Here is a 24,931-nt window from a genome sequence, read left to right as displayed (position 1 = left end):
CTGTGTCAGCCGATGTCTTCCCGTAGCCGCAGAACCTCTCATTCCGTCGCCCTGACGCGCCTGGCCCAAATCAGTGCGCTGGCCCTGGCCGCCACCCTGGTGGGCTGCCAGAGCACCCGTCAGCTCGACGAATCCGATAGCGTTCGCGCGCACAACTACCAGGCGCGGATCAAGCACAAACCTTCGCCACTGCTGGCCAAGCCGGCCGAGCAGGCACCACAGGACGTGTGGGAACGCATGCGCCAGGGCTTTGCCCTGCAGGACAACATCGACGTCAACCCGCGCATCGAGCAGCAACGCCTGTGGTTCGCCAGCAACCCAAGCTACATCGAAAGTGCCGGCGAGCGTGGCAGCCTCTACCTGCACTACATCGTCGAACGCCTCGAAGAGCGCGACATGCCGCTGGAGCTGGCGCTGCTGCCAGCCATCGAAAGTGCCTACAACCCGATGGCCTACTCGCGCGCGCATGCCGCGGGCATGTGGCAGTTCATTCCGTCCACCGGCCGCCACTTCAACCTGCGCCAGACCAACTTCTACGATGGCCGTCGCGACGTGACCGCCTCGACCAACGCCGCACTGGACTACCTCAGCCGCCTGCACGACATGTTCAACGGCGACTGGCTGCTGGCCCTGGCTGCCTACAATGCCGGCGAAGGCACCGTCAGCCGCGCCATCGAGCGCAACGAACGGCTCGGCCTGCCCACCGATTACTGGAACCTGCCGCTACCGCAGGAAACCCGTGACTACGTGCCCAAGCTGCTGGCCCTGTCGCAAGTGGTACTCACGCCGGAAGCCTATGGCGTGAACCTGAACCCGATCGCCAACGAACCCTACTTCGAGGCGGTGGCCATCAACGACCGCCTCGACCTGTCGCGGGTAGCGGCCTTCGCCAACATCGACGAAGACGAGCTGATCCAGCTCAACCCGGCATTCAAGAAGCGCATGACCGTGGACGGCCCGCAACAGCTGCTGGTACCGACCGCCAAGGCGCAGCTGCTGAGCGACAGCCTGTCCAACCTCAAGCCCGAGCAACTGGTCAGCCTGCAGCCGAACAAGGCCGTGTTCGCCCGCGCCGTGGCCGAAGCCAAGGCACCGGTGGCGGCGCGCAGCTACCGGGTCAAGCGCGGCGACAACCTGGGCAGCATCGCCAAGGCCAACCGCGTTTCGGTCAAGGACATCAAGCGCTGGAACCGCCTCTCCGGCAACAGCGTGCGCGCAGGCCAGGTCCTGGCCCTGCGTGGTGGCGACGCCCCGAGCGCTGCCGGCAATCGGGTGGCCGCCTCCGGGCAGCGCTCCACGCAGTACAAGGTACGCAAAGGCGATTCGCTGTACCTGGTGGCCAAGCGCTTCAACGTGGAAATGAAGCACCTCAAGCGCTGGAACCCACGCAGCGGCCATGCCCTGAAGCCAGGCCAGACCCTCACCGTATACCTCTCGCATTGATGTAGTTACAGGGGCTGCTTTGCAGCCCATTCGCGGGCACGCCAGCTCCCACAGGTTTTTCACCGCCATCAAGGCTGGTGTTGTACCTGTGGGAGCGGGCGTGCCCGCGAATGAGCCTGAGAAATACCCACTGGAAAACCCCTGTCCCCTCTCTTTTTCCAACCCCACCAAGCTGTTACTGTACCCCGATCAAAGCCCAACGCCTCTGGATCGGATGCCGACTTGATACGTCCCCTCCTGCTGTCACTCAGCCTGGCCTTGAGCTTTCCCGCAGCCGCGATGGTGAGCGAAAGCCACGGATACGCGCAGTTCGGCACGCTCAAGTACCCAGCCACATTCACCCATTTCGACTGGGTCAACCCGCAAGCGCCCAAGGGCGGCACCTTGCGGGCCATGGCTTTCGGTACCTTCGACACCCTCAACCCTTATACCTTCAAGGGGTCGAGCCCGATCACCACGCCCAATTTCCAGCAATACGGCATCAGCGAGCTGAACGAGCCGCTGATGGTCGGCACCGGCCAGTACGACCCGTCCGGCGACGAACCGACCTCCAGCTACGGCCTGATCGCCCGCTCGGTGGAGTACAGCGAGGACCGCAGCTGGGTGGTGTTCAACCTGCGCCCGGAAGCCCACTGGCATGACGGCAAGCCGATCACCTCGGCAGACGTGGCCTTCTCCTACCGCACGCTGCTCAAGGATGGCCACCCGATCTACCGCACCAACCTGCAGGAAGTGCAGCGGGTGGACATCCTTGGCCCGCTGCGCATCCGCTTCGTGTTCAAGCGCGCCGGCAACCCGTTGCTGATCCTGCGCCTGGGCGAAATGCCGGTGCTGCCCAAGCACTACTGGCAAAAGCGCGACTTCAAGGCCACCACCTTCGAACCCCCGCTGGGCAGCGGCCCCTACCGCATCACCCAGGTCCAGCCTGGGCGCCGGCTGGTGTTCGAACGGGTGAAGAACTACTGGGGCAAGGACCTGGCAGTGAACCGTGGCAAGTACAACTTCAACCGCGTGGAATATGAGTTCTACCGCGACGCCACGGTGGCCTTCGAAGCGTTCAAGGCCGGTGAGTTCGACATCTACATAGAGCACCAGGCGAAGAACTGGGCCAACGGTTACAACTTCCCGGCCGTGCGCCGCGGCGAGGTAATCAGGGTACAGATCCCGCACCGCATCCCCACGCAAACCCAGGGCCTGTTCATGAACAGCCGCCGGGCCACCTTCAGCGACCCACGGGTACGCCAGGCGCTGGGGCTGATGCTCGACTTCGAGTGGACCAACCGCGCGCTGTTCAGCGGCGCCTACCGCCGCTCGACCAGCTACTACCCCAACAGCGAATTCGCCGCCACCGGCCTGCCCACCGGCAAGGAGTGGCTGCTGCTGGCGCCGTTCCGTGACCAGTTGCCAGCCAGACTGTTCAGCGAGCCCTACACGGTCAGCCAGACCGATGGCCGTGGCATCAGCCGTCAGACTCTGCGCCAGGCCCTCGGCCTGCTCGCCGAGGCCGGCTGGAAGCTGAACGGCCAGCGCCTGGTCGACAGCAAGGGCCAGCAGCTGCACATGGAGCTGCTGCTGGTAAACCCCAACCTTGAACGCATCCTGCAACCTTATGTCGAAAATCTGGCCAGCATCGGCATCGATGCACGCTTGCGCACCGTGGACCGCGCCCAGTACAAACAGCGCCTGGACCAGTTCGATTTCGACATGATTCTGATGACCCTGAACCAGACCCTGAGCCCGGGCCTCGAACAGTGGCTGTATTTCCATTCCAGCCAGGCCGCGACCAAGGGCAGCAAGAACTATGCTGGGGTGAAGGACCCGGTGGTCGACCATCTGCTCGACACCCTGCTCGCCGCCCGCACCCGCGATGACCAGGTCGCCGCCGCCCGCGCCCTGGACCGCGTGCTCTCATGGCAGTACTACATGATTCCCAACTGGTACCTCGACAATCATCGCCTGGCCTACCGCAACCGGTTCGCCTTCGTCACCACGCCGCCCTACACCCTCGGGCTGAACAGCTGGTGGATCAAGACTTCGGAGAAAGCCCAATGACGCCAACGCACCGACTGCGCCGGCTGGCAGGCAGCCTGTTGCTCGCCTGCCTGAGCCTTCCCGCCCTGGCCGCACCGCAACACGCGCTCACCCTGTACGACGAGCCGCCCAAGTACCCGGCCGACTTCAAGCACTTCGACTACGTCAACCCTGATGCGCCCAAGGGCGGCACCTTCCGCCAGTCCAGCTTCGGCGGCTTCGACAGCCTCAACCCGTTCATCAACAAGGGCGTGCCGGCCGAGAACATCGGCATCATCTACGACACCCTGATGCGTCAGAGCCAGGACGAGCCATTCACTGAATACGGCCTGGTTGCCGGCAAGATCGAGAAAGCACCCGACAATAGCTGGGTACGCTTCTACTTGCGCCCGGAAGCCCGCTTCCATGACGGCCACCCGATGCGTGCCGACGACGTGGTGTTCACCTTCAATGCCCTGATCAAGGACGGTGCGCCGCTGTACCGCCAGTATTATGCCGACGTCGCCGAAGTGGTCGCCGAAGACCCGCTGAAGGTGCTGTTCAAGTTCAAGCACAAGAACAACCGCGAGCTACCGCTGATTCTCGGCCAGTTGCCGGTACTGCCCAGGCACTGGTACGAAAACCGCGATTTCAACCGCGGCAACCTGGAAATCCCGCTGGGCAGCGGCCCGTACAAGGTCGCCGAAGTCAAGGCCGGGCGTTCGGTGCGCTACGAACGGGTCAAGGACTACTGGGCCAAGGACCTGCCGATCAACCGCGGCTTCTACAACTTCGACGTCATGACGTTCGACTCCTACCGTGACACCACCGTCGCCCTCGAGGCCCTCAAGGCCGGGGCCTTCGACTATGGCCTGGAAGTCAGCGCAAAAAACTGGGCCACCGCCTACAACGTGCCCGCCGTGCGCGACGGCCGGCTGATCAAGGAAGAGCTGCCCAACGGCAACCCTACCGGCATGCAGGGCTTCATCTTCAACATCCGCCGCCCGGTATTCCAGGATGTGCGCGTGCGTCAGGCACTTAGCCTGCTGCTGGACTACGAATGGACCAACAAGCAGCTGTTCAACGGCGCCTACACCCGTACCGGCAGCTACTTCGACAACTCGGAAATGGCCGCTCGCGGCCTGCCCGGCCCTGGCGAGCTGAAGATTCTCGAACCGCTGCGCGGCAAAATCCCCGACCAGGTGTTCAGCGAAGCCTTCCACAACCCGGTCAGCGACGGCAGCGGCATGATCCGCGAGCAACAGCGCCAGGCCTACAAGCTGCTGCAGGAAGCCGGCTGGAAAATCGTCGACGACAAGATGGTCGACGCCCAGGGCAAGCCGGTGAGCATCGAGTTCCTGCTGGCACAGACCGAGTTCGAACGCATCCTGCTGCCGTTCAAGCGCAACCTCGCCGACCTTGGCATCGACCTGAACATCCGCCGGGTGGACGTTTCCCAGTACATCACCCGCCTGCGCTCGCGTGACTACGACATGATCGTCGGTGGCTACCCGCAGTCCAACTCCCCGGGCAACGAGCAGCGCGAGTTCTGGTCCAGTGCCGCCGCCGACAACCCCGGCAGCCGCAACTTCATCGGTCTGCGCGACCCGGCCATCGACCAGCTGGTGGAACAGCTGATCAATGCCGATTCGCGGCAGAGCCTGATCGACCACTGCAGGGCCCTCGACCGTGTGCTGCTGTGGGGCTACTACGTGATCCCCAACTGGCACATCAAGACCTGGCGCGTGGCCTACTGGAACCACATCGGCCACCCGGACGTCTCGCCCAAGTACGACATCGGCATCGACACCTGGTGGATCAAACCCGGCGTAACCCCGGCCGTCAGCGCAGCCCCTGCAGACGAGGCCGAATGACATGCTGGCCTACATCCTGCGCCGCCTGCTGCTGATCATCCCGACCCTGTTCGGCATCCTGATCATCAACTTCATCATCGTCCAGGCCGCCCCCGGCGGCCCGGTCGAGCAGATGATCGCCAAGCTCGAAGGCTTCGAAGGCGCCACCAGCCGCATTGCCGGCGGCGGTGCCGAAGTGTCCGTTGCCGGCTCCAACTACCGTGGCGCCCAGGGCCTGGACCCGGCACTGATCGCCGAGATCGAACGCATGTACGGCTTCGACAAGTCGCCGCCCGAGCGCCTGTGGATCATGATCAAGAACTACGCCCGGCTGGACTTCGGCGACAGCTTCTTCCGCGATGCCAAGGTCATCGACCTGATCCTCGAGAAGATGCCGGTGTCGATTTCGCTGGGGCTGTGGAGCACCTTGATCATGTACCTGGTGTCGATCCCGCTGGGCATCGCCAAGGCCGTGCGCCACGGCAGCCATTTCGACGTGTGGACCAGCTCGGCGATCATCGTCGGCTACGCCATCCCGGCGTTCCTGTTCGCCATCCTGCTGATCGTGCTGTTCGCCGGCGGCAGCTACTTCGACTGGTTCCCGCTGCGTGGCCTCACCTCCAACAATTTCGACGAACTGAGCACCACCGGCAAGGTGCTGGACTACTTCTGGCACCTGGTGCTGCCGATCACCGCGCTGGTCATCGGCAACTTCGCCACCATGACCTTGCTGACCAAGAACAGCTTCCTCGACGAGATCAACAAGCAGTATGTGGTCACCGCCAAGGCCAAGGGCCTGAGCCGGCCACGGGTGCTGTACGGCCATGTGTTCCGCAACGCCATGCTGCTGGTGATTGCCGGTTTCCCTTCGGCGTTCATCGGCATCTTCTTCACCGGCTCCTTGCTGATCGAGGTGATCTTCAGCCTCGACGGCCTCGGCCTGATGAGTTTCGAGGCGGCCATCAACCGCGACTACCCGGTGGTCTTCGGCACCCTGTTCATCTTCACCCTGCTGGGGCTGGTGGTGAAACTGATCGGCGACCTGACCTACACCCTGGTCGATCCACGCATCGACTTCGCCAGCCGGGAGCACTGACATGGCCTTGTCCCCCCTCAACCGCCGGCGCTTCGAGCGCTTCAAGGCCAACCGCCGTGGCTGGTGGTCGCTGTGGCTGTTCCTGATTCTGTTCGGCCTGAGCCTGGGCGCCGAGCTGATTGCCAACGACAAGCCGATTGCCGTGCGCTACGACGGCGCATGGTACTTCCCGGCCTTCAAGCGCTACCCGGAGACCACCTTCGGCGGCGAATTCCCGCTGGAAGCCAACTACAAGAGCCCGTACATCCGCGAACTGCTTGAGAAGAAAGACAGCTTCGTGCTTTGGGCGCCGATCCCGTTCAGCTACCAGAGCATCAACTACGACCTGCGCGTACCCGCCCCGGCCCCGCCTTCGGCGGACAACTGGCTGGGCACCGACGACCAGGGCCGCGACGTGCTGGCACGGGTGATCTACGGCTTCCGCATTTCGGTGCTGTTCGCCCTGACGCTGACCCTGCTCAGTTCCATCGTCGGCGTGATCGCCGGCGCCCTGCAGGGCTTCTATGGCGGCTGGGTCGACCTGGCCGGGCAGCGCTTCCTGGAAGTCTGGTCAGGCCTGCCGGTGCTGTACCTGCTGATCATCCTGGCCAGCTTCGTGCAGCCCAACTTCTGGTGGTTGCTGGGCATCATGCTGCTGTTCTCGTGGATGAGCCTGGTGGACGTGGTGCGCGCCGAGTTCCTGCGCGGGCGCAACCTGGAATACGTGCGCGCCGCCCGCGCGTTAGGGATGCGCAACGGCGCGATCATGTACCGGCACATCCTGCCCAACGCCATGATCTCGACCATGACCTTCATGCCGTTCATTCTCACCGGCGCCATCGGCACCCTCACCGCCCTGGACTTCCTCGGCTTCGGCCTGCCACCGGGCGCACCGTCGCTGGGCGAGCTGGTGGCCCAGGGCAAGTCCAACCTGCAGGCCCCATGGCTGGGCATCAGCGCCTTCGCCGTGCTGGCGCTGATGCTGAGCCTGCTGGTGTTCATCGGCGAATCCGCCCGCGATGCCTTCGACCCGAGGAAGTGACATGAGTGAACAGAACCTGATCGAAGTGCGCGACCTGTCGGTGGAGTTCGTCACCGGTGACCAGGCCCACCGCGTGGTGGACGGCATCAGCTTCGATATCCGCAAGGGTGAGACGCTGGCACTGGTGGGCGAGAGTGGCTCGGGCAAATCGGTCACCGCGCACTCGCTCCTGCGCCTGCTGCCCTACCCCCTGGCCCGCCACCCCAGCGGCAGCATCCGCTACGAAGGCAAGGACCTGCTGCAGCAGAACGAGAAGACCATGCAGCGCATTCGCGGCAACCGCATTGCGATGATCTTCCAGGAACCGATGACCTCGCTGAACCCGTTGCACTGCATCGAGAAGCAGATCAACGAAATCCTCCTGCTGCACAAAGGTCTGACCGGCAAGGAAGCAACCGCGCGCACCCTTGAACTGCTGGAGATGGTCGGCATTCCCGAGCCACGCAAGCGCCTGAAGGCCCTGCCCCACGAACTGTCCGGCGGGCAGCGCCAGCGGGTGATGATCGCCATGGCCCTGGCCAACGAGCCGGAGCTGCTGATTGCGGATGAGCCGACCACGGCGCTGGATGTGACCGTGCAGTTGAAGATTCTCGACCTGCTCAAGGAACTGCAGGCGCGTTTGGGCATGGCCCTGCTGCTGATCAGCCATGACCTGAACCTGGTGCGGCGCATCGCCCACCGCGTGTGCGTGATGCAGCGCGGGCAGATTGTCGAGCAGGCCGAATGCGCCAGGCTGTTCAGTGCACCGCAACACCATTACACGCAGATGCTGATCAATGCCGAGCCCAGCGGGCTGCCGGCGCACAACCCGGTGGGCGCGCCCTTGCTGGAGGTGGATGACCTCAAGGTGTGGTTCCCGATCAAGAAGGGCTTGCTGCGGCGCACGGTCGACCATGTGAAGGCGGTGGACGGGGTCAACTTCAGCTTGCCACAGGGGCAGACGCTGGGGATTGTCGGCGAGTCCGGGTCGGGCAAGTCGACTTTGGGTCTGGCGATCTTGCGGCTGATCTCCAGCCAGGGCGGCATTCGCTTCCATGGGCAGAACCTGGAAGGGCTGAACCAGAAGGCCGTGCGCCCGTTGCGCCGGGAAATGCAGGTGGTGTTTCAGGACCCGTTTGGCAGCCTGAGCCCACGCATGTGCGTGGAGGACATCGTCGGTGAAGGGTTGCGCATTCACCGCATCGGCACGGCGCAGGAACAGGAAGCTGCGATTATTGCGGCCCTGGAGGAAGTGGGGCTGGACCCGCGCACGCGGCATCGCTACCCACATGAGTTTTCCGGTGGGCAGCGCCAACGCATTGCGATTGCCCGGGCGTTGGTGTTGAAGCCGGCGCTGATCCTGCTGGACGAGCCTACGTCAGCGCTGGACCGCACGGTGCAACGGCAGGTGGTGGAACTGCTGCGCAATCTGCAGCAGAAATACAACCTGACCTACCTGTTCATCAGCCATGACCTGGCGGTGGTCAAGGCGTTGAGCCACCAGTTGATGGTGATCAAGCACGGGCATGTGGTGGAACAAGGGGATGCGCAGGCGATCTTCCATGCACCGCAGCATCCGTATACCCGGCAGTTGCTGGAGGCGGCGTTTCTGGAGGTTGAGGAGGGTTCGCCTTAAGTTTTGTAGCGCCCTCAAGATCGAGCGCCGCCCGCGCGGCGCTTCGCGGGACAAGCCCGCTCCCACATTTGTTGCAACGTGCCAAACCTGTCAGGCCATGGTTGTCAGCCTTGGTGGGCTAGCTGGATTTCAGGGTTGGCACTGCTGCCGCCCCACTTGTCTCAAGGCTTGCACCAAGGCTGACAACGCCTCTCCCACAGGCATGGCCACGTTGCAACAAATGTGGGAGCGGGCTTGTCCCGCGAAGCGCCGCGCGGGCGGCGCTCGATTTTCGCGCCACCACAGAAATCAAACCGGTCACCTCCCGCCCTGACGCAATCGGGCGCAGAACACCTGCCATGTCAGATTTAACCCCTTCCCTGTAGTCCATTTCCCCCACCCCACACCCCCCATTCCCTCGAAGACACCCTGATCCAGGCCACCGACTACGCGCTATGCGCGGCCACCGTGGTGCATAAGGCCTTGCTACTGCAGCCCAAATCGCCGGCTTCGATCCTGATGATGACCTCGATGCATGAGCTGGAGGCGCTTCGGACTTTGCTTGAGTCGGCACTGGTTCAGGTGCAGATGCCCGCTGAGCCTCGGACTTTGCACTGAGGCTTTAGTGTTGCGTTGTCTGGGCTGGCCTCTTCGCGGGTAAACCCGCTCCCACAAGATCTCCACAGGCCTTGAGGTAGATGCAGTACCTGTGGGAGCGGGTTCACCCGCGAAAGGGCCCGTCCGGGCAGTCGAGAATTTTGAGGGGATTCAAAAATGACCAAAGAAGACACCCAATTCACTGTCGGTAAAACCACGTTCTACCAAGGCGAAAACGGCACCCACCCACTGTTCCGCATCGAGCCCGGCATCCCCTGCCGCGACGCCCGCGAGCAATCTTCAGAGCTGATGGGCTATGTCCGCGAACTGACCATCACCGGCCTGATGGATGAAAAACCGATGATGATCTGGGCTGCCCACTACCTGAGTGCGATGGCCAAGGCCCTCATGGATGACGCCGAGCTGGGCATGATGCGCTGATTGGCATCACAGGCCATACGCACATATGGGATCGGTCTCGTGTCGCCAGAGGGCTGCAAAGCAGCCCCGGCGATTTATGCTTTCACGCAGAAATCCGGGGGCCGCCCTGCGGCCGTTTCGCGACACAAGGCCGTCCCCACGGGAGATTGCATACCCAGGGAGACCGGCGCCAGCTGGCCTAGGCTGATGCAGCTCAGAGTCGGCCCAACAACTCCTGCCGCTCGCGCCAGATCTCCTGTACAAAGGGGTCGGTCACCCCATACAGCCCATGCCCCCGACGCATGATCAGGTTAGCGGCCAGCAGTTCGTTGGCAACCGGCTGTATCTCTTCGACACGCACTTCACGCCCCACAGACTTCGAATACTCGGCCGCCGCGGCAGGTCGGCTCGAAAGCCATCATCAAATTTCCTGACAACAATCGTCTTCCATCATCAGCCAGATCGGGCATAAATTCTCCACCGTCAACCCCAGCAGCAACGGTAGAGCCCCATGTCCAGCCCACACCACCAGCCCGCCTCCCCTGCCCTGACCACACTGATCCAGCGCTCCGGCCTGCCCAGCCCTGCGCTCGGCGAAGCCCAGGCACATGCCGTGCTGCAAACGCACTACGGCATTGCCGGCAACCTCTCGGCATTGGGCAGCCAACAGGACCTGAACTTCCGAGTAGACGCTCCACAAGGCCGTTTCGTGCTCAAGGCCTGCCACGGCAGCTACGCCCAGCTGGAACTGGAAGCCCAGCATGCCGCCCTGGCCTACCTGCGCGAACAGGGCTTGCCTGTGCCCGCCGTGCGCCCGGCCAGCGATGGCCAGATGCTGCTGGCGTTGGAAATAGACGGGCAACCGCTGCGCATGCGCCTGCTCGACTACATCGAAGGCCAGCCACTGACCCGCCTCAAGCACATGGAGCCACGCCTGATGGCCGAACTCGGCGGGCTCTGCGCGCGGCTGGACAAGGCCCTGGCCACTTTCGACCACCCGGGCCTGGCGCGCACCCTGCAATGGGACCCGCAAAATGCCCAGGCACTGATCCAGCACCTGCTGCCCGTGCTGGGCAACGCCGAGCAACGCGCCCGCATCGAGCAGGCCACCCAACTGGCCACCGAGCATCTGGCGCCACTGGTCGACCAGCTGCCAAGCCAGGCCGTGCACCTGGACATCACCGACGACAACGCCGTCTGGGCCCGCGATGCCCAGCGCCAGTGGCAACTGCAAGGGGTGATCGATTTCGGTGACCTGCTGCGCACCTGGCGCATCGCCGACCTGTCGGTGACCTGCGCTGCGCTGCTGCACCACGCCGAGGGTGACCCACTGCGCATCCTGCCTGCAGTGCAGGCCTACCAGGCGCTCAACCCACTGAGCGAAGCCGAACTGCGGGCGCTGTGGCCACTGGTGCTCAACCGCGCCGCCGTACTGGTGCTGAGCAGCGAGCAGCAGCTCGCCGTCGACCCCGGCAACCAGTACACCCGCGACAACATCGCCCATGAATGGGAAATCTTCGACACGGCCACCGCCGTACCTTTCGCGTTGATGGAAGCGGCCATCCTGCAAGCTGCGGGCCTGCACCCCGCCACGCCGGACCTGAGCGGCTGCGCCCCCCTGCTCCCTGAACTGAAAGGGCAGCCAGTGACACGGGTCGACCTGGGCGTACTCAGCGTGCATTGCGAGGCGGGCAACTGGGAACAACCGGGCTTCGACCAGCACCTGCTGACCACGCAACCGGCCCCGGCCTGCAGCCTGCATGGGCAGTATCGCCTGTCGCAAACCCATATCGACCGCCCTGAAGAGCCCGCCACCTGCGCCCTGGGCGTCGAGCTGCACGTGCCCAACGGCAGCCTGGTGCAAGCGCCAGATACCGGCACCTGGCAGCGCCATGGCGACGGCCGTGGCTGCCTGCGCAGCGCGCACTGGGCCTTGTGGCTACAGGGCCTGGAAGACGCGCCGGCAGATGGCCAGACCGTGGAAAAAGGCCAGTCGCTGGGCAGCAGTTGTGGCTTCCTCAGTGTGCAGCTGTGCCTGGATAACGGCATCCAGCCACCGTTCTTCGCCACCCCGTCCCAGGCGACCGCCTGGCTGGCCCTGTGCCCGTCGCCAGCTGCGCTGCTGGGCTTCGACTGCAACGCCGAGCCGCTCCCTGACCCGCAGGCCCTGCTGGCCCGCCGCGACGCCAGCTTCGCTCGCTCACAGAAGCACTACTACGCCCAACCACCACACATCGAACGCGGCTGGCGCAACTACCTGATCGACATGCAGGGCCGCTCGTACCTGGACATGCTCAACAACGTCGCGGTACTGGGCCACGGCCACCCGCGCATGGTCGCCGAGTCGGCGCGGCAATGGTCGCTGCTGAACACCAACTCGCGCTTCCATTACGCGGCCATCAGCGAGTTCTCCGAACGCCTGCTGGCGTTGGCGCCCGAAGGTTTCGACCGGGTGTTCATGGTCAACAGCGGTACCGAAGCCAACGACCTGGCGATTCGCCTGGCCTGGGCCTACAGCGGCGGGCGCGACCTGCTCAGCGTGCTGGAGGCCTACCACGGCTGGTCGGTGGCCACCGATGCCATTTCCACCTCCATCGCCGACAACCCGCAGGCCCTGGAAACCCGCCCGGACTGGGTGCACCCGGTCGAGGCACCGAACACCTTCCGTGGCCGCTTCCGTGGCGCCGACAGCGCCACCGACTACCTGCGCGACGTCGATGCCAAGCTGGCCGACCTCGACGCCCGTGGCCGCCAGTTGGCGGGCATCATCTGCGAACCGGTATACGGCAATGCTGGTGGTATTTCGTTGCCGGCCGGTTACCTGCGCGAAGCCTATGCCAAAGTCCGTGCGCGGGGCGGCGTGTGCATCGCCGACGAGGTACAGGTCGGTTATGGCCGCCTGGGCGAGTACTTCTGGGGCTTCGAGGAACAGGGTGTGGTGCCCGACATCATCACCATGGCCAAGGGCATGGGCAACGGCCAACCGCTGGGCGTAGTCATCACCCGCCGCGAGATCGCCGAAGCACTGGAAGCCGAGGGCTACTTCTTCTCCTCGGCCGGTGGCAGCCCGGTCAGTTGCCGTATCGGCATGGCGGTGCTGGACGTGATGCAGGAAGAAGGCCTGTGGGACAACGCCCGTGACACCGGGCGCTACTTCAAGGCACGCCTGCAGGCACTGGTCGACAAGCACCCGCTGGCCGGCGCGGCGCATGGTTCGGGCTTTTACCTGGGGCTGGAACTGGTGCGCGACCGCACAACCCTGGAGCCGGCCACCGAGGAAACCATGGCCCTGTGCAACCGCCTGCGTGACCTGGGCATCTTCATGCAGCCGACCGGCGACTACCTGAACATCCTCAAGATCAAGCCGCCGATGTGCACCACCCGGGCGAGCGTGGACTACTTTGTCGACAGCATTGATCGGGTGCTGGGTGAAGGGCTGTAGGTGCTTGGCTTTGGTTTTTCAGCGCCTGTGAGATCGAGCGCCGCCCGCGCGGCGCATCGCGAGCGAAGCTCGCTCCTACATTTGTTTCGGGCCAGTTATTCCTGAGGCAGAAGTGCGCGGCCCTTTGGCGTCCACCTCCATATCGTGAGGAACAAACGAGGCGGTCGCGCGCGCAGCGACAGGCGTTACTGGCCCGAAACAAATGTAGGAGCGAGCTTCGCTCGCGATGCGCCGCGCGGGCGGCGCCCGATCTCACAGGCGCTGACAATCCCCCGCCGAACCACTCTGCGCCCTGGTGCATTCTCAAACAAAAGCCCCATAATTTTCTTCCATAAAACTCCCCCGTCATCAGGTTTACCAACAATGGCCTTTACCAGCGACTCCCTGGCAATCTTCCTCGCGGTGCTGGAGGCTGGCTCGTTCTCTGCCGCCGCGCGCAAGCTCGGGCGTGTGCCTTCGGCCGTGAGCATGGCCATCGCCCAACTGGAAGCGGAGCTGGACCTACCGCTGTTCGACCGGGCCACGCGCAAAGCATTGCCCACCAGCGCCGCCCTGGCCCTGGAACCTCAGGCCAGGCAGGTGATCTGCCAGCTCAACCTGCTCGACGCCCAGGCCCTGCAACTGCACAAGGGCCTGGAAAAGCGCCTGACCATCGCCATGGCCCCCGAGCTGCAGACCGGCCGCTGGAGCCAGCCGCTGGAAACCCTCGCCCAGGAATTTCCCAGCCTGGAAATCGAAGTGCGCTCAGCCACCCAGGCAGAAGCCATCCGCCTGCTGCATGACGGCAGCGTGCAACTGGCACTGGTCTTCGAACGGCCTGGCATCGACGAGCGCGAGTCATTCCTGGAGGCCGGCAGCCAATTGCTGGTGGCCGTCGCCTCCCCCCGCCATCCAGCCGGGCAGAACAACGGCATGCCGTTGCCGGAAGAGGCGTTCGCCGAACAGCGGCAAATCATCGTGGCTTCGGGCAAGGCCACCGGGTCGGACCCGCGCATGGTGCTGTCGCGGCGCATCTGGCTGACCGACAGCTACCTGGCCACGCTGGACCTGGTGCAATCGGGGCTCGGTTGGGCCTACCTGCCGCAGCCGTTGGTCGAGCCTTTGATTGCTTCGGGCGCGCTGGCGGAGGTGCGCTTCGACAACATGGCCAGCCGGTTGCGCTTGTGGGTGGACATCATCTGGGTCAAGTCGCGCCCGTTGGGGCTGGGTGCACGGCGTTACCTGGAAGTCATGCGCCAGCTGTTCGAGAAGGAACCACCGAGGGCCTGATGCCCCCTCGCGGGAGTAACTGTACTGCTCAGGCTTCCTGGGTTTGCACCCTCCCTGTGGGAGCGGGTTCACCCGCGAACACCGGCGAAGCCGGTGCCATGCACCGTGTCACATTCTTCGCGGGTAAACCCGCTCCCACAAGGTGGGCGTGAACCCGGACTATGCAGCAGGTGCCACCAGCCTGTACCCCACCCCTGCCTCGGTGATGATGAACCGCGGCGCCGTCGGGTCATCGCCCAGCTTCTGTCGCAGGTGCCCGACCACGATCCGCAGGTAATGGGTGTCATCCACATGGGTAGGCCCCCAGATATCCTTGAGCAGCTGCTGCTGGGTAATCACCCGCCCCGGGTGCCCGGCCAGCTGCGCCAGCAGCGCATACTCCTTGCGCGTCAACGCCACTTCCACGCCATCCAGGGTCACCCGGCGAAAGGCAAAGTCCACGGTCAGCGGCCCAAAACTGGCCGCCACTTCCGAGCCACCCGCCTGCGGCACCTGGCGCAGCAAGGCACGCACCCGCGCCAGAAACTCCTGAATGCCAAACGGCTTGGTTACATAGTCGTTGGCACCGCCATCCAGCGCATCGACCTTCTGCAGCTCACTGGCACGCACCGACAACACCATTACCGGCACCGCGCTCCATTCGCGCAGGTCACGCAACACCTGCTGGCCGTCCATATCCGGAAGGCCAAGGTCGAGCACCACCAGGTCCGGCTTGCCCAAAGCGGCCTGGGCCAGCCCTTGCGCACCTGTGGCGGCCTCGAGCACCTTGTAGCCTTGGGAGGCCAGGCTGATGCGCAGGAACTTGCGGATCTGCGGTTCATCGTCGATGACCAGGAGGGTGGCGGACTGACTCATGGGGTTTCGCTTTCGGCTTCAGGTTGAGGGGGCAGCGGCAAGCATAAAGTGATGCTGGTGCCCTGGCCATCGATGCCTTCGCCCACCAGGATCTGCCCGCCATGGGCGCCGATCATGCCCTGGCAGATCGCCAGGCCCAGGCCGGTGCCCTGCCCACCGCGGTCGCCGCGGGCGGCGGTGTAGAACATGTCGAAGATCTTCTCGCGGTCGGCCACGGGAATGCCGGGGCCCTGGTCGCTGACGGCGAAGCGCAACTGGGCGTCCTGCACCGACACCTGCAACTCCAGCCGGCCATTGTGTGGCGAGAAACGCGCGGCATTTTCCAGCACGTTGACCAGTGCCTGCTCGATCAACGCCGCATGCACGAACAGCAACGGCAGCTCGGCCGGCACGTCGGTGTGCACGCGCAGCGGTGCCAGCACCACGCGCAGGCGGTTGAGCGCGCTGCCGACGATGTCGGCCGGGGCCACCCAGTCGCGGGCCAGCTTGAGGCCGCCGTGGCCCAGGCGGGTCATGTCGAGCAGGTTCTGGATGTAGCGGTCGAGGCGTTCGGCCTCGTTGCGGGTGCCCTCCAACAGTTCGCGACGGTCTGCAGCGGGAATCGCCTCGCCCAACGCCAACAGGCTGTCGATGCTGCCACGCATGGCGGTCAGCGGGGTACGCAAGTCGTGGGAAACGGACGCGAGCAAGGCGCTGCGCAGTTGCTCGGTTTCGCCATGCAGGCGCGCGGCCTCCAGCTGTTCAGCAAGCCGGGCGCGGGCCAGGGCCTGGGCCAGTGGCTGACCGAGGGCGGTGAGCAGGCGCCGGCGCGGGTCGCTGAGCGGCTGGCCGGAGCGTGGGCGCACACCGAGCAATGCCAGAGGCTGTTCATCCACCGCCAGCGGCCACCACCACCAGCGGCCATTGGGCAGGGTGTCGCTGCCATGCCCGGCGGCCTGGACATGCTGCCAGGCCCACTCTGCGGCCGCGCGCTCATTATCGCTAAAGGCATGCGCTTCGCCGCTGACCACCTGCAACTGGCCTTCGACATTGCGCTCCAGCAGGCACACCTGCATGTCCTGCCAGCCGTCCAGATGCTGGCCGGCGGCGTTGAACACCGCCTGGCGGTCGGTGGCCACGGTCAGCCGGCGCGAAAGGTCGAGCAGCTGGCTGGTCTGCGCCTGGGTCTCGCGCAGTGCCTGCAACTGGCGGCGCTGGCGGGCGGCCAGGTTGCCGGTGAGCGCGGCCATCAACAGGAAGAACACCAGGGTCAGCACGTCTTCTTCGCGCTGGATCCTGAACGAAAGGTTGGGTGGGATGAACAGAAAATCGTAGGTCAGGAACGACAGCACCGCGCAGGCCAGCGCAGGCCCCAGGCTGCTGCGCACCGCCACCAGCAACACCGCGGCCAGGAACACCAGCGAGATGTTGGGCAAGGCCAGCACACTCGACACCGCCCAGGCCAGGCCCGCGGCCATGACCGTGGCCAGCAGCGCCAGCAGGTAATGGCGCCAGACCCACACCCGCCGCACGGCCGAACGCGGCGCTTGCGGCTGCACGTCGCGGTCCAGCACGTTGATTTCCAGGCCGTGGCTTTCGCGCAGCAGCCGCGTGGCCACACCGGCACCGAACAGGCGCCGGCGCAGGCGGTCGCGAGACTGCCCGACCAGCACCAGACTGGCCCGCCGCTCGGCGGCGTGCTGGATCAGCGTGCGTACCACTTCGCCGGCGCGCAGCAGCACCACCTCCCCGCCCAGGCGTTCGGCCAGTTGCTGGGCAGCTTGCAGGCGCTGGCGCGCAGCTTCGTCGCGCAGGCGGCCGTTGTCCACATGCACCAGGCTCCAAGGCAGGTGGCGGCGCTGGGCCACACGGCTGGCATGACGCACCAGGCGCTCTGCCTGGTCGTCGCCATCCACGCCCACCAGCAAGCGCCCTCGCAGGGCCGGGGCTTCCTGGCCGCGTTGGCGATAGCCGTGGGCCAGGTCGGCATCCACCTGGGCTGCAGCGGTCTGCATGGCCAGCTCGCGCAGGGCGGTAAGGTTGGTTTGCGAGAAGAACGCATCGATGGCGGCCCGCGCCTGCTCGGGCACGTACACCTTGCCTTCGCGCAGGCGTTCGAGCAGTTCACGGGGTGGCAGGTCGATCAGCACCAGCTCGAAGGCTTCCTGCAGCACCCAGTCCGGCAGGGTTTCGCGCACCTGCACGCCGGTAATGTCGCGGACCTTGTCGTTGAGGCTTTCCAGGTGCTGGACGTTGACCGTGGTGTACACATCGATGCCGGCGGCGAGCAGTTCCTGTACGTCTTGCCAGCGTTTGGCGTGGCGGCTGCCAGGGGCATTGGTGTGGGCCAGTTCGTCGACCAGCACCAAGGCCGGGGCGGCCTTGAGCAGGCCGTCGAGGTCCATTTCCTCGAGGGTGACGCCGCGGTACTGGCTGCGCAGCAGGGGCTGCTGGTGAAGGCCGCCAAGCAGGGCTTCGGTTTCGGCGCGGCCATGGGTTTCCACTACCCCGGCCAGCACCTGCACACCCTGGCGTTGCTGGGCGTGGGCGGCCTGGAGCATGGCGAAGGTCTTGCCGACGCCGGGGGCGGCGCCAAGGAACACCTTCAACCGGCCCCGGCCGGATCGCGGGAGGGTAGCCAACAGCGCATCTGCGCGGGCGGAGTCACTCATCTTTCATCCTTTGCCATTTCCAGCAAGCAGCAAATCCAGGGACCATCACCGTACCTGTGGGAGCGGGTTCACCCGCGAATGCAGTAGTAGCGCCACCGACGCATTCGCGGGTAAACCCGCTCCCACAGGGTCCCTGCCAGCCCCTCAAGCCATCTATCAATGGCTGAGGTTTTCCAAGGCCTGGTTCAAGGCCAGCACATTGACCACCGGCGGGCCGATCAATGGGTGGAGGGTGGCCTCTTCCAGCAAGCCTTGCAAGCGCTCCACCGGCAATTGCCGTGCCGCCGCCACCCGCGGGATCTGGTAGGCCACGGCCTCCGGCGGCAGGTGCGGGTCGAGGCCGCTGCCCGAGGTGGTCAGCAGCGCCTGGGGCACCGGCCCCTGCTGCGCCTGGTACAACGCAGCCGCATCGCCCTTGACCCGCTCGGCCAGCGCCGGGTTGCTCGGCGACAGGTTGCTGGCGCTGCTGGCCACGGTGGCGTAGGCGCCCGCCGACGGGCGCGGGTGGAACCAGCCATCACCCTGGAAGTCCTGGGCGATCAGCGCCGAACCGCGCACCTGGCCCTGGTCGTCGCGCACCAGGCTGCCGTTGGCCTGGCTCGGGAAAGCGACCTGGGCAATGCCGGTCACTGCCAGCGGATACAGCGCGCCAGTCACCAGGGTCATCAACAAGGCCAGGCTCAGCGCCGGGCGTACATAAGCATTCATGGTGGCCTCCTCAGACCAGGTGCAGGGCATTGAGCAGCAGATCGATCAGCTTGATCCCGGCAAACGGCACGACAATGCCGCCCAGCCCGTAGATCAACAGGTTGCGCCGCAGCAGGTGCGCCGCACTGGCCGCCTGCACCCGCACACCGCGCAGCGCCAGCGGGATCAGCACGATGATGATCAGCGCGTTGAACACGATGGCCGACAAAATCGCACTCTGCGGGCTGGCCAGGTGCATCAGGTTGAGCACGCCCAACTGCGGGTAGATGGCAGCGAACAGCGCCGGCAGGATGGCGAAGTATTTGGCCACATCGTTGGCGATGGAGAAGGTGGTCAGCGCGCCGCGAGTCACCAGCAACTCCTTGCCGACCTGCACCACGTCCAGCAGCTTGGTCGGGTCGCTGTCCAGGTCGACCATGTTGGCCGCCTCGCGCGCGGCCTGGGTGCCGTCGTTCATGGCCATGCCCACGTCAGCCTGGGCCAGTGCCGGGGCGTCGTTGGCACCGTCGCCGCACATGGCCACCAGGCGGCCGTCGTTCTGCTCCTGGCGGATGCGTGCCAGCTTCTTCTCTGGCGTGGCCTCGGCCAGCACGTCATCCACGCCGGCCTCGGCGGCGATGGCGGCGGCGGTCAGCGGGTTGTCGCCGGTCACCATCACCGTGCGGATGCCCAGTTTGCGCAGCTCGGCAAAGCGCTCGCGGATGCCGGGCTTGACCACGTCCTTGAGGTGGATCACGCCGAGCAGGCGCTTGTCGAGGCACACCAGCAATGGTGTACCGCCGCTCTGGGCGATGCGCTCCACTTCACGGGCCAGTGCCTGAGGCATTTCCAGGCGTTGCATGCCGACAAACGCCAACACGGCATCCACGGCGCCCTTGCGGTAGCGGTGCTGCTGCAAGTCGATGCCCGACAGGCGCGTCTCGGCGCTGAAGGCCACGGCCTCGAACTGCCCGGTGGACGGTTCGACGAAGTCGTGCAACTGACGCAGGTACTCGACGATCGACTTGCCCTCGGCGGTGTCGTCCGCCAGCGAGGCCAGCAAGGCGCCCTCCCCCAGCTCGCGGGGGGTGATGCCCGGTGCGGCGTGCAGCGCGCTGCAACGGCGGTTGCCGAAGGTGATGGTGCCGGTCTTGTCGAGCATCAGTGTATGCACGTCACCGGCCGCTTCCACCGCGCGGCCCGAGCGGGCGATAACGTTCAACCGCACCAGCCGGTCCATGCCGGCGATACCGATGGCCGACAGCAGGCCGCCGATGGTGGTGGGGATCAGCGTCACCAGCAGCGCAGCGAGAAAGATCAGCGGCAAGCTGCCACCCACGAAGTGGGCGAACGGCTGCAAGGTCACCACCACGATCAGGAAGATCAGGGTCAGGCCGATCAGCAGGATGTCGAGGGCGATCTCGTTCGGGGTCTTCTGCCGCTTGGCGCCTTCGACCAGGGCAATCATGCGGTCGAGGGTCGATTCGCCCGGGTTGCTGGTGATGCGGATCAACAGCCAGTCGGAGACCAGCCGGGTATTGCCGGTCACCGCCGAGCGGTCGCCGCCGGATTCGCGGATCACCGGCGCGGACTCGCCGGTAATGGCGGCCTCGTTGACCGCAGCGATGCCTTCAAGCACCTCACCGTCACCAGGGATCATTTCGCCGGCCACCACGCGCACCACATCGTCCTTGCGCAGCGCGCTGGCGGCGACGGTCTCGTAGCTGCCATCGCGCTTGCGACGCTGGGCAGTCAGGCCCTGGCTGCCAGCCTTGAGGCTGTCGGCGCGGGCCTTGCCACGGCCTTCGGCCAGGGCCTCGGCGAAGTTGGCGAACAGCACGGTGAACCACAGCCACAGGGCGATCTGCACGGCAACGCCGGTGCTCACACCGCTGCCAGGGGCAAAGCACAGGACAGTGGTCAACACAGCAGTCAAGGCGACTACCAGCATCACCGGCGAGCGCTTGAGTTGCCGCGGGTCGAGCTTGACGAAGGCCTGCACCAGCGCCGGGCGCCACAACGCGGCGAAGCGGGTCTGGTCCTTGGCGCTGTGCCGGGCTTGTACTTCAGGAATGGGCATGTTCATGGTCGGTCCTCAAAAACCCAGACTCAAGTGTTCGGCGATCGGCCCAAGGGCCAGGGTTGGCAGGAAAGTCAAGCCACCGACCAGCAGGATGGTGACCAGCAGCAGGCCGGTGAACAGCGGGCCATGGGTGGGGAAGCTGTTCAGGCCCTGGGGCGCGCTTTTCTTCGCCGCCAGGCTGCCGGCCAAGGCCAGTACCGGCAGGATGTAGCCGAAGCGGCCGACCAGCATGGCCAGGCCGATCATCAGGTTGTGGAACACCGTGTTGGCACCAAAGCCGGCGAAGGCCGAGCCGTTGTTGGCCGTACCGGAGGTGTAGGCGTACAGCAGCTGGCTGAAGCCATGCGCACCCGGGTTGCTGACCGCACCCGCCGGGCCTGGCAGGCTGGCGGCGATGGCGCCGAGCACCAACACGCCGACCGGCATCACCAGCAGGGTCGCCACCAGCAACTGCACCTCGCGTGCCTGCAGTTTCTTGCCGAGGTATTCCGGGGTGCGGCCGATCATCAGCCCTGCCAGGAACACTGCGATGAGCACGAACAGCAGCATGCCGTACAGCCCGGCGCCAACGCCGCCAAAGATCACCTCACCGACCATCATGTTGACCATTGCCACCATGCCGGTCAGCGGGTTGAGGCTGTCGTGCATGGCATTGACCGAACCGTTGGAAGCGGAAGTGGTAGTCACCGTCCACAGCACCGAACCGGTGGTGCCGAAGCGGCTTTCCTTGCCCTCCATGGGGGCGCTTTGCTGTACCTGCGCGCTCTCGAGGGCCGGGTTGGGCTGGTGCTCGGACCACAACGCCGTGCTGCCGCCGATCAGGAACAGGGCAAGCATGCAGGCGAGGATGGCGCGGCTCTGGCGCAGGTCCTTCACGTAGTGGCCAAAGGTGAACACCAGCGCCACCGGAATGAGGATGATCGAAGCCACCTCGAACAGGTTGCTCCAGGCCGTGGGGTTTTCGAACGGGTGCGCCGAGTTGACGCCGAAGAAGCCACCGCCATTGGTGCCCAGTTGCTTGATGGCGATCTGGCTGGCGGCCGGGCCCAGCGGGATGGTCTGTTCGGTGCCTTGCAGAGTGACCGCGTGGGCGTAGTCGGCCAGGGTTTGCGGCACACCTTGCCACACCAGCAACAATGCCAGCAGCAGGCACAGCGGCAGCAGGCCGTAGAGGGTGGCGCGGGTCATGTCGACCCAGAAGTTGCCCAGTGTCGTCGCGCTGCGCCGGGCAATGCCACGGCACAGCGCGACCAGCACGGCCAGGCCGGTGGCAGCGCTGACGAAGTTCTGCACGGTCAGGCCGAGCATCTGGCTCAGGTAGCTGACCGACGCCTCACCGCTGTAGGCCTGCCAGTTGGTGTTGGTGACGAAGCTGACCGCGGTGTTGAACGCCAGCGACCATTCCTGGCCTGGGAGATGCTGCGGGTTGAATGGCAGGTAGCCCTGTAACAGCAGCACCGTGAACAGCAGCAGGAACCCGGCCAGGTTGAAGGCCAGCAGGGCCAGGGTGTACTGCTGCCAGTTCTGTTCCTGGCCGGCGCGCACGCCTGCCAGCCGGTAGCAGGCCTGCTCGACCGGGCCCAGCACGGGCGACAGCCAGGTGCGCTGGCCTTCCATGACCTTGAAGTAGAACCGCCCGAGCCAGGGTGCCGGTAGCAGCACGATGGCGAAAAATGCCAGGAGCAAGGCGAAGTCGTAACTGTGCATGGCCGCTCCCTAGCTGCGATCGGCGCGTAGCAGCGCCACCAGCAGATAAAACGCCAATGCCACTGCCAGCAGCAGTGACAGCCCGTCGAGCATGTTCATGTGTGGTTCTCCCCGTGGTGCGGCTTGGGCCGCTTTGGGGAAATTGTCCGAGGGAGGGGCGTAAAGGGGCGAGATCGGGGGGTGGGGATGGGAATAAAGAAGGTGTAAAGATCAGGCTTTTCGGTTGTCGGTACCGGCCTCTTCGCGGCGGTTCGACGCGAATAGGCCAGTACAGGTTACCGCTGGGGCGGCTGCTGCGCCGCGTTGCGGCTCCAGTCCAACAGCAGGCTGTAACCGACAGCCAGCAAGGTCGGCCCGATGAACAGGCCAATGAAGCCAAAGGCAATCAGACCGCCGAACACGCCCAGCAGCACGATCACCAACGGCAGGTTGCCGCCACGGCTGATCAGGTACGGTTTGAGCACGTTGTCCACGCCACTGATGATGAAGGTGCCCCAAACCCCCAGGAACACCGCCATGCCGTACTCGCCCTTCCATACCAGCCAGCCGGTGGCCGGGATCCAGGCCAGTGGCGGGCCCATGGGGATCAGGCTGAGCATGAAGGTGACCAGGCCCAGCACGATGGCCCCGGGCACACCGGCGATCAGGAAGCCGATCAACGCCAGCACGCCCTGCGCGGCGGCCGTACCGATCACCCCGTTGACCACTCGCTGCACCGTACCGGCCACCAGTTCCAGGTAGTACTCGGCGCGGTCGCCCATCAAGCGGTGCAGCAAGCGCAGGACGAATGCCGACAGGCGTGGGCCGTCGCGGTAGAAGAAGAACACGAACACCAGGCTCAGGGTCAGCTCCAGCACGCCGCTGCCGATCTGCGCGCTGCGCGCCAGCAACCAGTTGCCCACCTGCCCCAGGTGCGGTTTGACCGAGGCCAGCAAGGCTGCGCCCTGCTGGTCCAGCGATTGCCACCAGCTGACCAGGCGCTCGCCAACCAACGGGATACCACCCAGCCAGGCCGGTGCATCGGGCAGGCCGTCCACCTGCACGTCACGCACGAATGCCGTCGCATCGCGAATGTGATCGGCCAGGTTGAACCCCAACCACACCAGCGGCAACGCCACGATCAGGATCCAGGCGCTGGTCAGCAGGCTTGCCGCCAGGGTTTCGCGACCGCCCAGCACACGCGTCAGCAAGCGCATCAAGGGCCAGCTGGCAAAGGCCAGGATGGCCCCCCACAACAGCGCTGAAATGAACGGTGCCATTACCCACAGGCCGGCCCCCAGCAGCGCCAGCAGCAGAATCTGGACCAGCAAGCGGTCATTGTTAGCCATGGTGGTGCTCGTTCAACGGATCAGTTCAAGGTGCAGGCCGTCGGTAGGCGCGCTACCGACTTCCAGGCGGCCACTGCGTACCCCCGCCTTGACCAGCGCTTCGCGCCAGGCTTCGGCCTGGGCGCCACTGAGGCTGGCACGCAGGGTGCTGTCGAGGTTCAGGCTGCGGGCCAGCAGGTTCGCCCAGGTGTCTTGCGGCGCGGCCAGGTCAGGGTAGTCGAGCTTGCCGGTATCGCGCATTTCCCGCAGCACCGTGGCAGCGGTCGGCAGCAGTTCGCCCAGCGGGCTGCCGGCGACGAACTCTTCCACGTGCAGGTAGGCGCGGCGGTTGCCGCGGGTGACGCTGTACAGCGCGACCAGGGTGTCGGCCTGCTCCGCCGAGCGGCGCAGCAGGATGAACGCCTGCTGCTCGTCGCCGCCGTTGAGGCGGGCATTGCCGAACACATCATTGGCCCAAAGGCTGGCCTCGCCGCAATCGCGGCCCTGGCACCAGAACAGCGGGTAGCCGCCGTCGCGCTGCAGTGCTTCGCGAGCGCTGGTGAAGGCTTCGCGGGCGGTACGTTCCACCGGCAGTTCATAGGTGACCGAGCTGACCTGGCCGCGGCTTTCGACCTTGTCCTCGACCCGCAGGCGGCCGCTTATCTTGCGCAGCGGGCCCATGGGGTAGACACGCTCCTGCTCCACGGCCGGGCGCTGGTCGACCACCTTGGCGTCCACCGGTACCGGCAGGCTACCGGCCCACAGCACGGGGCTGGCGAACACCAGGCAGGCAGCGAAGGCATTACGGATGGCTACAGGCGCGCTCATTGGCGACCCAGGCGGCGCTCAGCGCCGAGGTGAAGCTCCAGGATGTCTGGCAGTTGCATGGTTGTCTC

General features: G+C 65.4%; 18 protein-coding genes and 1 pseudogene. 10 read left to right on the top strand and 9 right to left on the bottom strand.

The window, feature by feature from the left end; genetic code table 11:
• Window positions 1-12 precede the first annotated feature (12 nt).
• The 8 genes from ACIQYU_RS08450 to ACIQYU_RS08415 all read left to right on the top strand — a co-directional run bounded on the left by ACIQYU_RS08450 (window position 13) and on the right by ACIQYU_RS08415 (window position 10,055).
• Window positions 13-1,443 (top strand): lytic transglycosylase domain-containing protein, encoded by a 1,431-nt coding sequence (locus tag ACIQYU_RS08450; RefSeq protein WP_207830999.1) that lies wholly within the window; start codon window positions 13-15, stop codon window positions 1,441-1,443.
• A 222-nt stretch (window positions 1,444-1,665) separates the two neighbouring features.
• A complete protein-coding gene (locus ACIQYU_RS08445) occupies window positions 1,666-3,495 on the top strand; it encodes an extracellular solute-binding protein (RefSeq protein ID WP_207830998.1) in 1,830 nt (609 codons plus the stop codon).
• Window positions 3,492-5,327 carry an extracellular solute-binding protein gene (locus ACIQYU_RS08440; RefSeq protein ID WP_207830997.1) on the top strand — a complete coding sequence of 612 codons (1,836 nt, stop codon included), beginning with the start codon at window positions 3,492-3,494 and terminating at the stop codon, window positions 5,325-5,327. Before ACIQYU_RS08445 ends, ACIQYU_RS08440 begins: the two co-directional genes overlap by 4 nt.
• A 1-nt stretch (window position 5,328) precedes the next feature.
• Window positions 5,329-6,402, top strand: coding sequence for a microcin C ABC transporter permease YejB (locus ACIQYU_RS08435; RefSeq protein WP_207830996.1), 1,074 nt, complete (start codon window positions 5,329-5,331; stop codon window positions 6,400-6,402).
• 1 nt (window position 6,403) lies between these two features.
• Window positions 6,404-7,423, top strand: a complete 1,020-nt coding sequence (locus ACIQYU_RS08430) for an ABC transporter permease (protein ID WP_063912689.1) — start codon at window positions 6,404-6,406, stop codon at window positions 7,421-7,423.
• 1 nt (window position 7,424) lies between these two features.
• On the top strand, window positions 7,425-9,038 hold the full coding sequence (locus ACIQYU_RS08425) for an ABC transporter ATP-binding protein (RefSeq protein ID WP_233693681.1): 1,614 nt from the start codon (window positions 7,425-7,427) through the stop codon (window positions 9,036-9,038).
• Between the two features lie 408 nt (window positions 9,039-9,446).
• A complete protein-coding gene (locus ACIQYU_RS08420; RefSeq protein WP_233693795.1) occupies window positions 9,447-9,635 on the top strand; it encodes a hypothetical protein in 189 nt (62 codons plus the stop codon).
• 156 nt (window positions 9,636-9,791) lie between these two features.
• A complete protein-coding gene (locus tag ACIQYU_RS08415; RefSeq protein WP_402798968.1) occupies window positions 9,792-10,055 on the top strand; it encodes a DUF3077 domain-containing protein in 264 nt (87 codons plus the stop codon).
• Window positions 10,056-10,248: 193 nt separating this feature from the next.
• Here the strand turns inward: ACIQYU_RS08415 and ACIQYU_RS08410 are convergent.
• A pseudogene (locus ACIQYU_RS08410) lies at window positions 10,249-10,431 on the bottom strand (ATP-binding protein); the annotation flags it as partial.
• Window positions 10,432-10,545: 114 nt separating this feature from the next.
• On the opposite strand from ACIQYU_RS08410, the gene ACIQYU_RS08405 reads away from it, so the two are divergent.
• Together ACIQYU_RS08405 and ACIQYU_RS08400 are read left to right on the top strand one after the other, a co-directional pair.
• Window positions 10,546-13,476 carry an aminotransferase gene (locus tag ACIQYU_RS08405; RefSeq protein WP_402798965.1) on the top strand — a complete coding sequence of 977 codons (2,931 nt, stop codon included), beginning with the start codon at window positions 10,546-10,548 and terminating at the stop codon, window positions 13,474-13,476.
• A 363-nt stretch (window positions 13,477-13,839) separates the two neighbouring features.
• Window positions 13,840-14,745 carry a LysR family transcriptional regulator gene (locus tag ACIQYU_RS08400; RefSeq protein WP_343588247.1) on the top strand — a complete coding sequence of 302 codons (906 nt, stop codon included), beginning with the start codon at window positions 13,840-13,842 and terminating at the stop codon, window positions 14,743-14,745.
• Between the two features lie 159 nt (window positions 14,746-14,904).
• Here the strand turns inward: ACIQYU_RS08400 and ACIQYU_RS08395 are convergent, their stop codons facing one another.
• From ACIQYU_RS08395 to ACIQYU_RS08360, 8 genes are all read right to left on the bottom strand, one after another.
• Window positions 14,905-15,600, bottom strand: coding sequence for a response regulator (locus tag ACIQYU_RS08395; RefSeq protein ID WP_207830990.1), 696 nt, complete (start codon window positions 15,598-15,600; stop codon window positions 14,905-14,907).
• The gene (locus ACIQYU_RS08390; RefSeq protein ID WP_233693686.1) at window positions 15,597-18,251 is read right to left on the bottom strand and encodes a sensor histidine kinase KdpD; all 2,655 of its coding nucleotides are present in this window, start codon (window positions 18,249-18,251) and stop codon (window positions 15,597-15,599) included. Before ACIQYU_RS08390 ends, ACIQYU_RS08395 begins: the two co-directional genes overlap by 4 nt.
• A gap of 156 nt (window positions 18,252-18,407) precedes the next feature.
• On the bottom strand, window positions 18,408-18,959 hold the full coding sequence (gene kdpC, locus ACIQYU_RS08385) for a potassium-transporting ATPase subunit KdpC (protein ID WP_207830985.1): 552 nt from the start codon (window positions 18,957-18,959) through the stop codon (window positions 18,408-18,410).
• Window positions 18,960-18,969: 10 nt separating this feature from the next.
• Entirely contained in the window at window positions 18,970-21,024 is a 2,055-nt protein-coding gene (kdpB, locus tag ACIQYU_RS08380) for a potassium-transporting ATPase subunit KdpB (RefSeq protein ID WP_233686954.1), read from the bottom strand.
• Between the two features lie 9 nt (window positions 21,025-21,033).
• Entirely contained in the window at window positions 21,034-22,728 is a 1,695-nt protein-coding gene (gene kdpA / locus ACIQYU_RS08375) for a potassium-transporting ATPase subunit KdpA (RefSeq protein WP_207830981.1), read from the bottom strand.
• A 9-nt stretch (window positions 22,729-22,737) separates the two neighbouring features.
• On the bottom strand, window positions 22,738-22,827 hold the full coding sequence (gene kdpF / locus ACIQYU_RS08370; protein WP_003251485.1) for a K(+)-transporting ATPase subunit F: 90 nt from the start codon (window positions 22,825-22,827) through the stop codon (window positions 22,738-22,740).
• Between the two features lie 176 nt (window positions 22,828-23,003).
• Window positions 23,004-24,056 carry an AI-2E family transporter gene (locus tag ACIQYU_RS08365; RefSeq protein WP_207830128.1) on the bottom strand — a complete coding sequence of 351 codons (1,053 nt, stop codon included), beginning with the start codon at window positions 24,054-24,056 and terminating at the stop codon, window positions 23,004-23,006.
• Window positions 24,057-24,068: 12 nt separating this feature from the next.
• Window positions 24,069-24,863 carry a DUF4892 domain-containing protein gene (locus ACIQYU_RS08360; RefSeq protein ID WP_233686955.1) on the bottom strand — a complete coding sequence of 265 codons (795 nt, stop codon included), beginning with the start codon at window positions 24,861-24,863 and terminating at the stop codon, window positions 24,069-24,071.
• Window positions 24,864-24,931: the final 68 nt, after the last annotated feature.

The sequence above is a fragment of the Pseudomonas sp. NPDC096925 genome (genome assembly GCF_044762545.1).
In the GTDB taxonomy this organism is placed as follows: domain Bacteria; phylum Pseudomonadota; class Gammaproteobacteria; order Pseudomonadales; family Pseudomonadaceae; genus Aquipseudomonas.
This window is presented reverse-complemented; position numbering and strand designations above follow the sequence as displayed.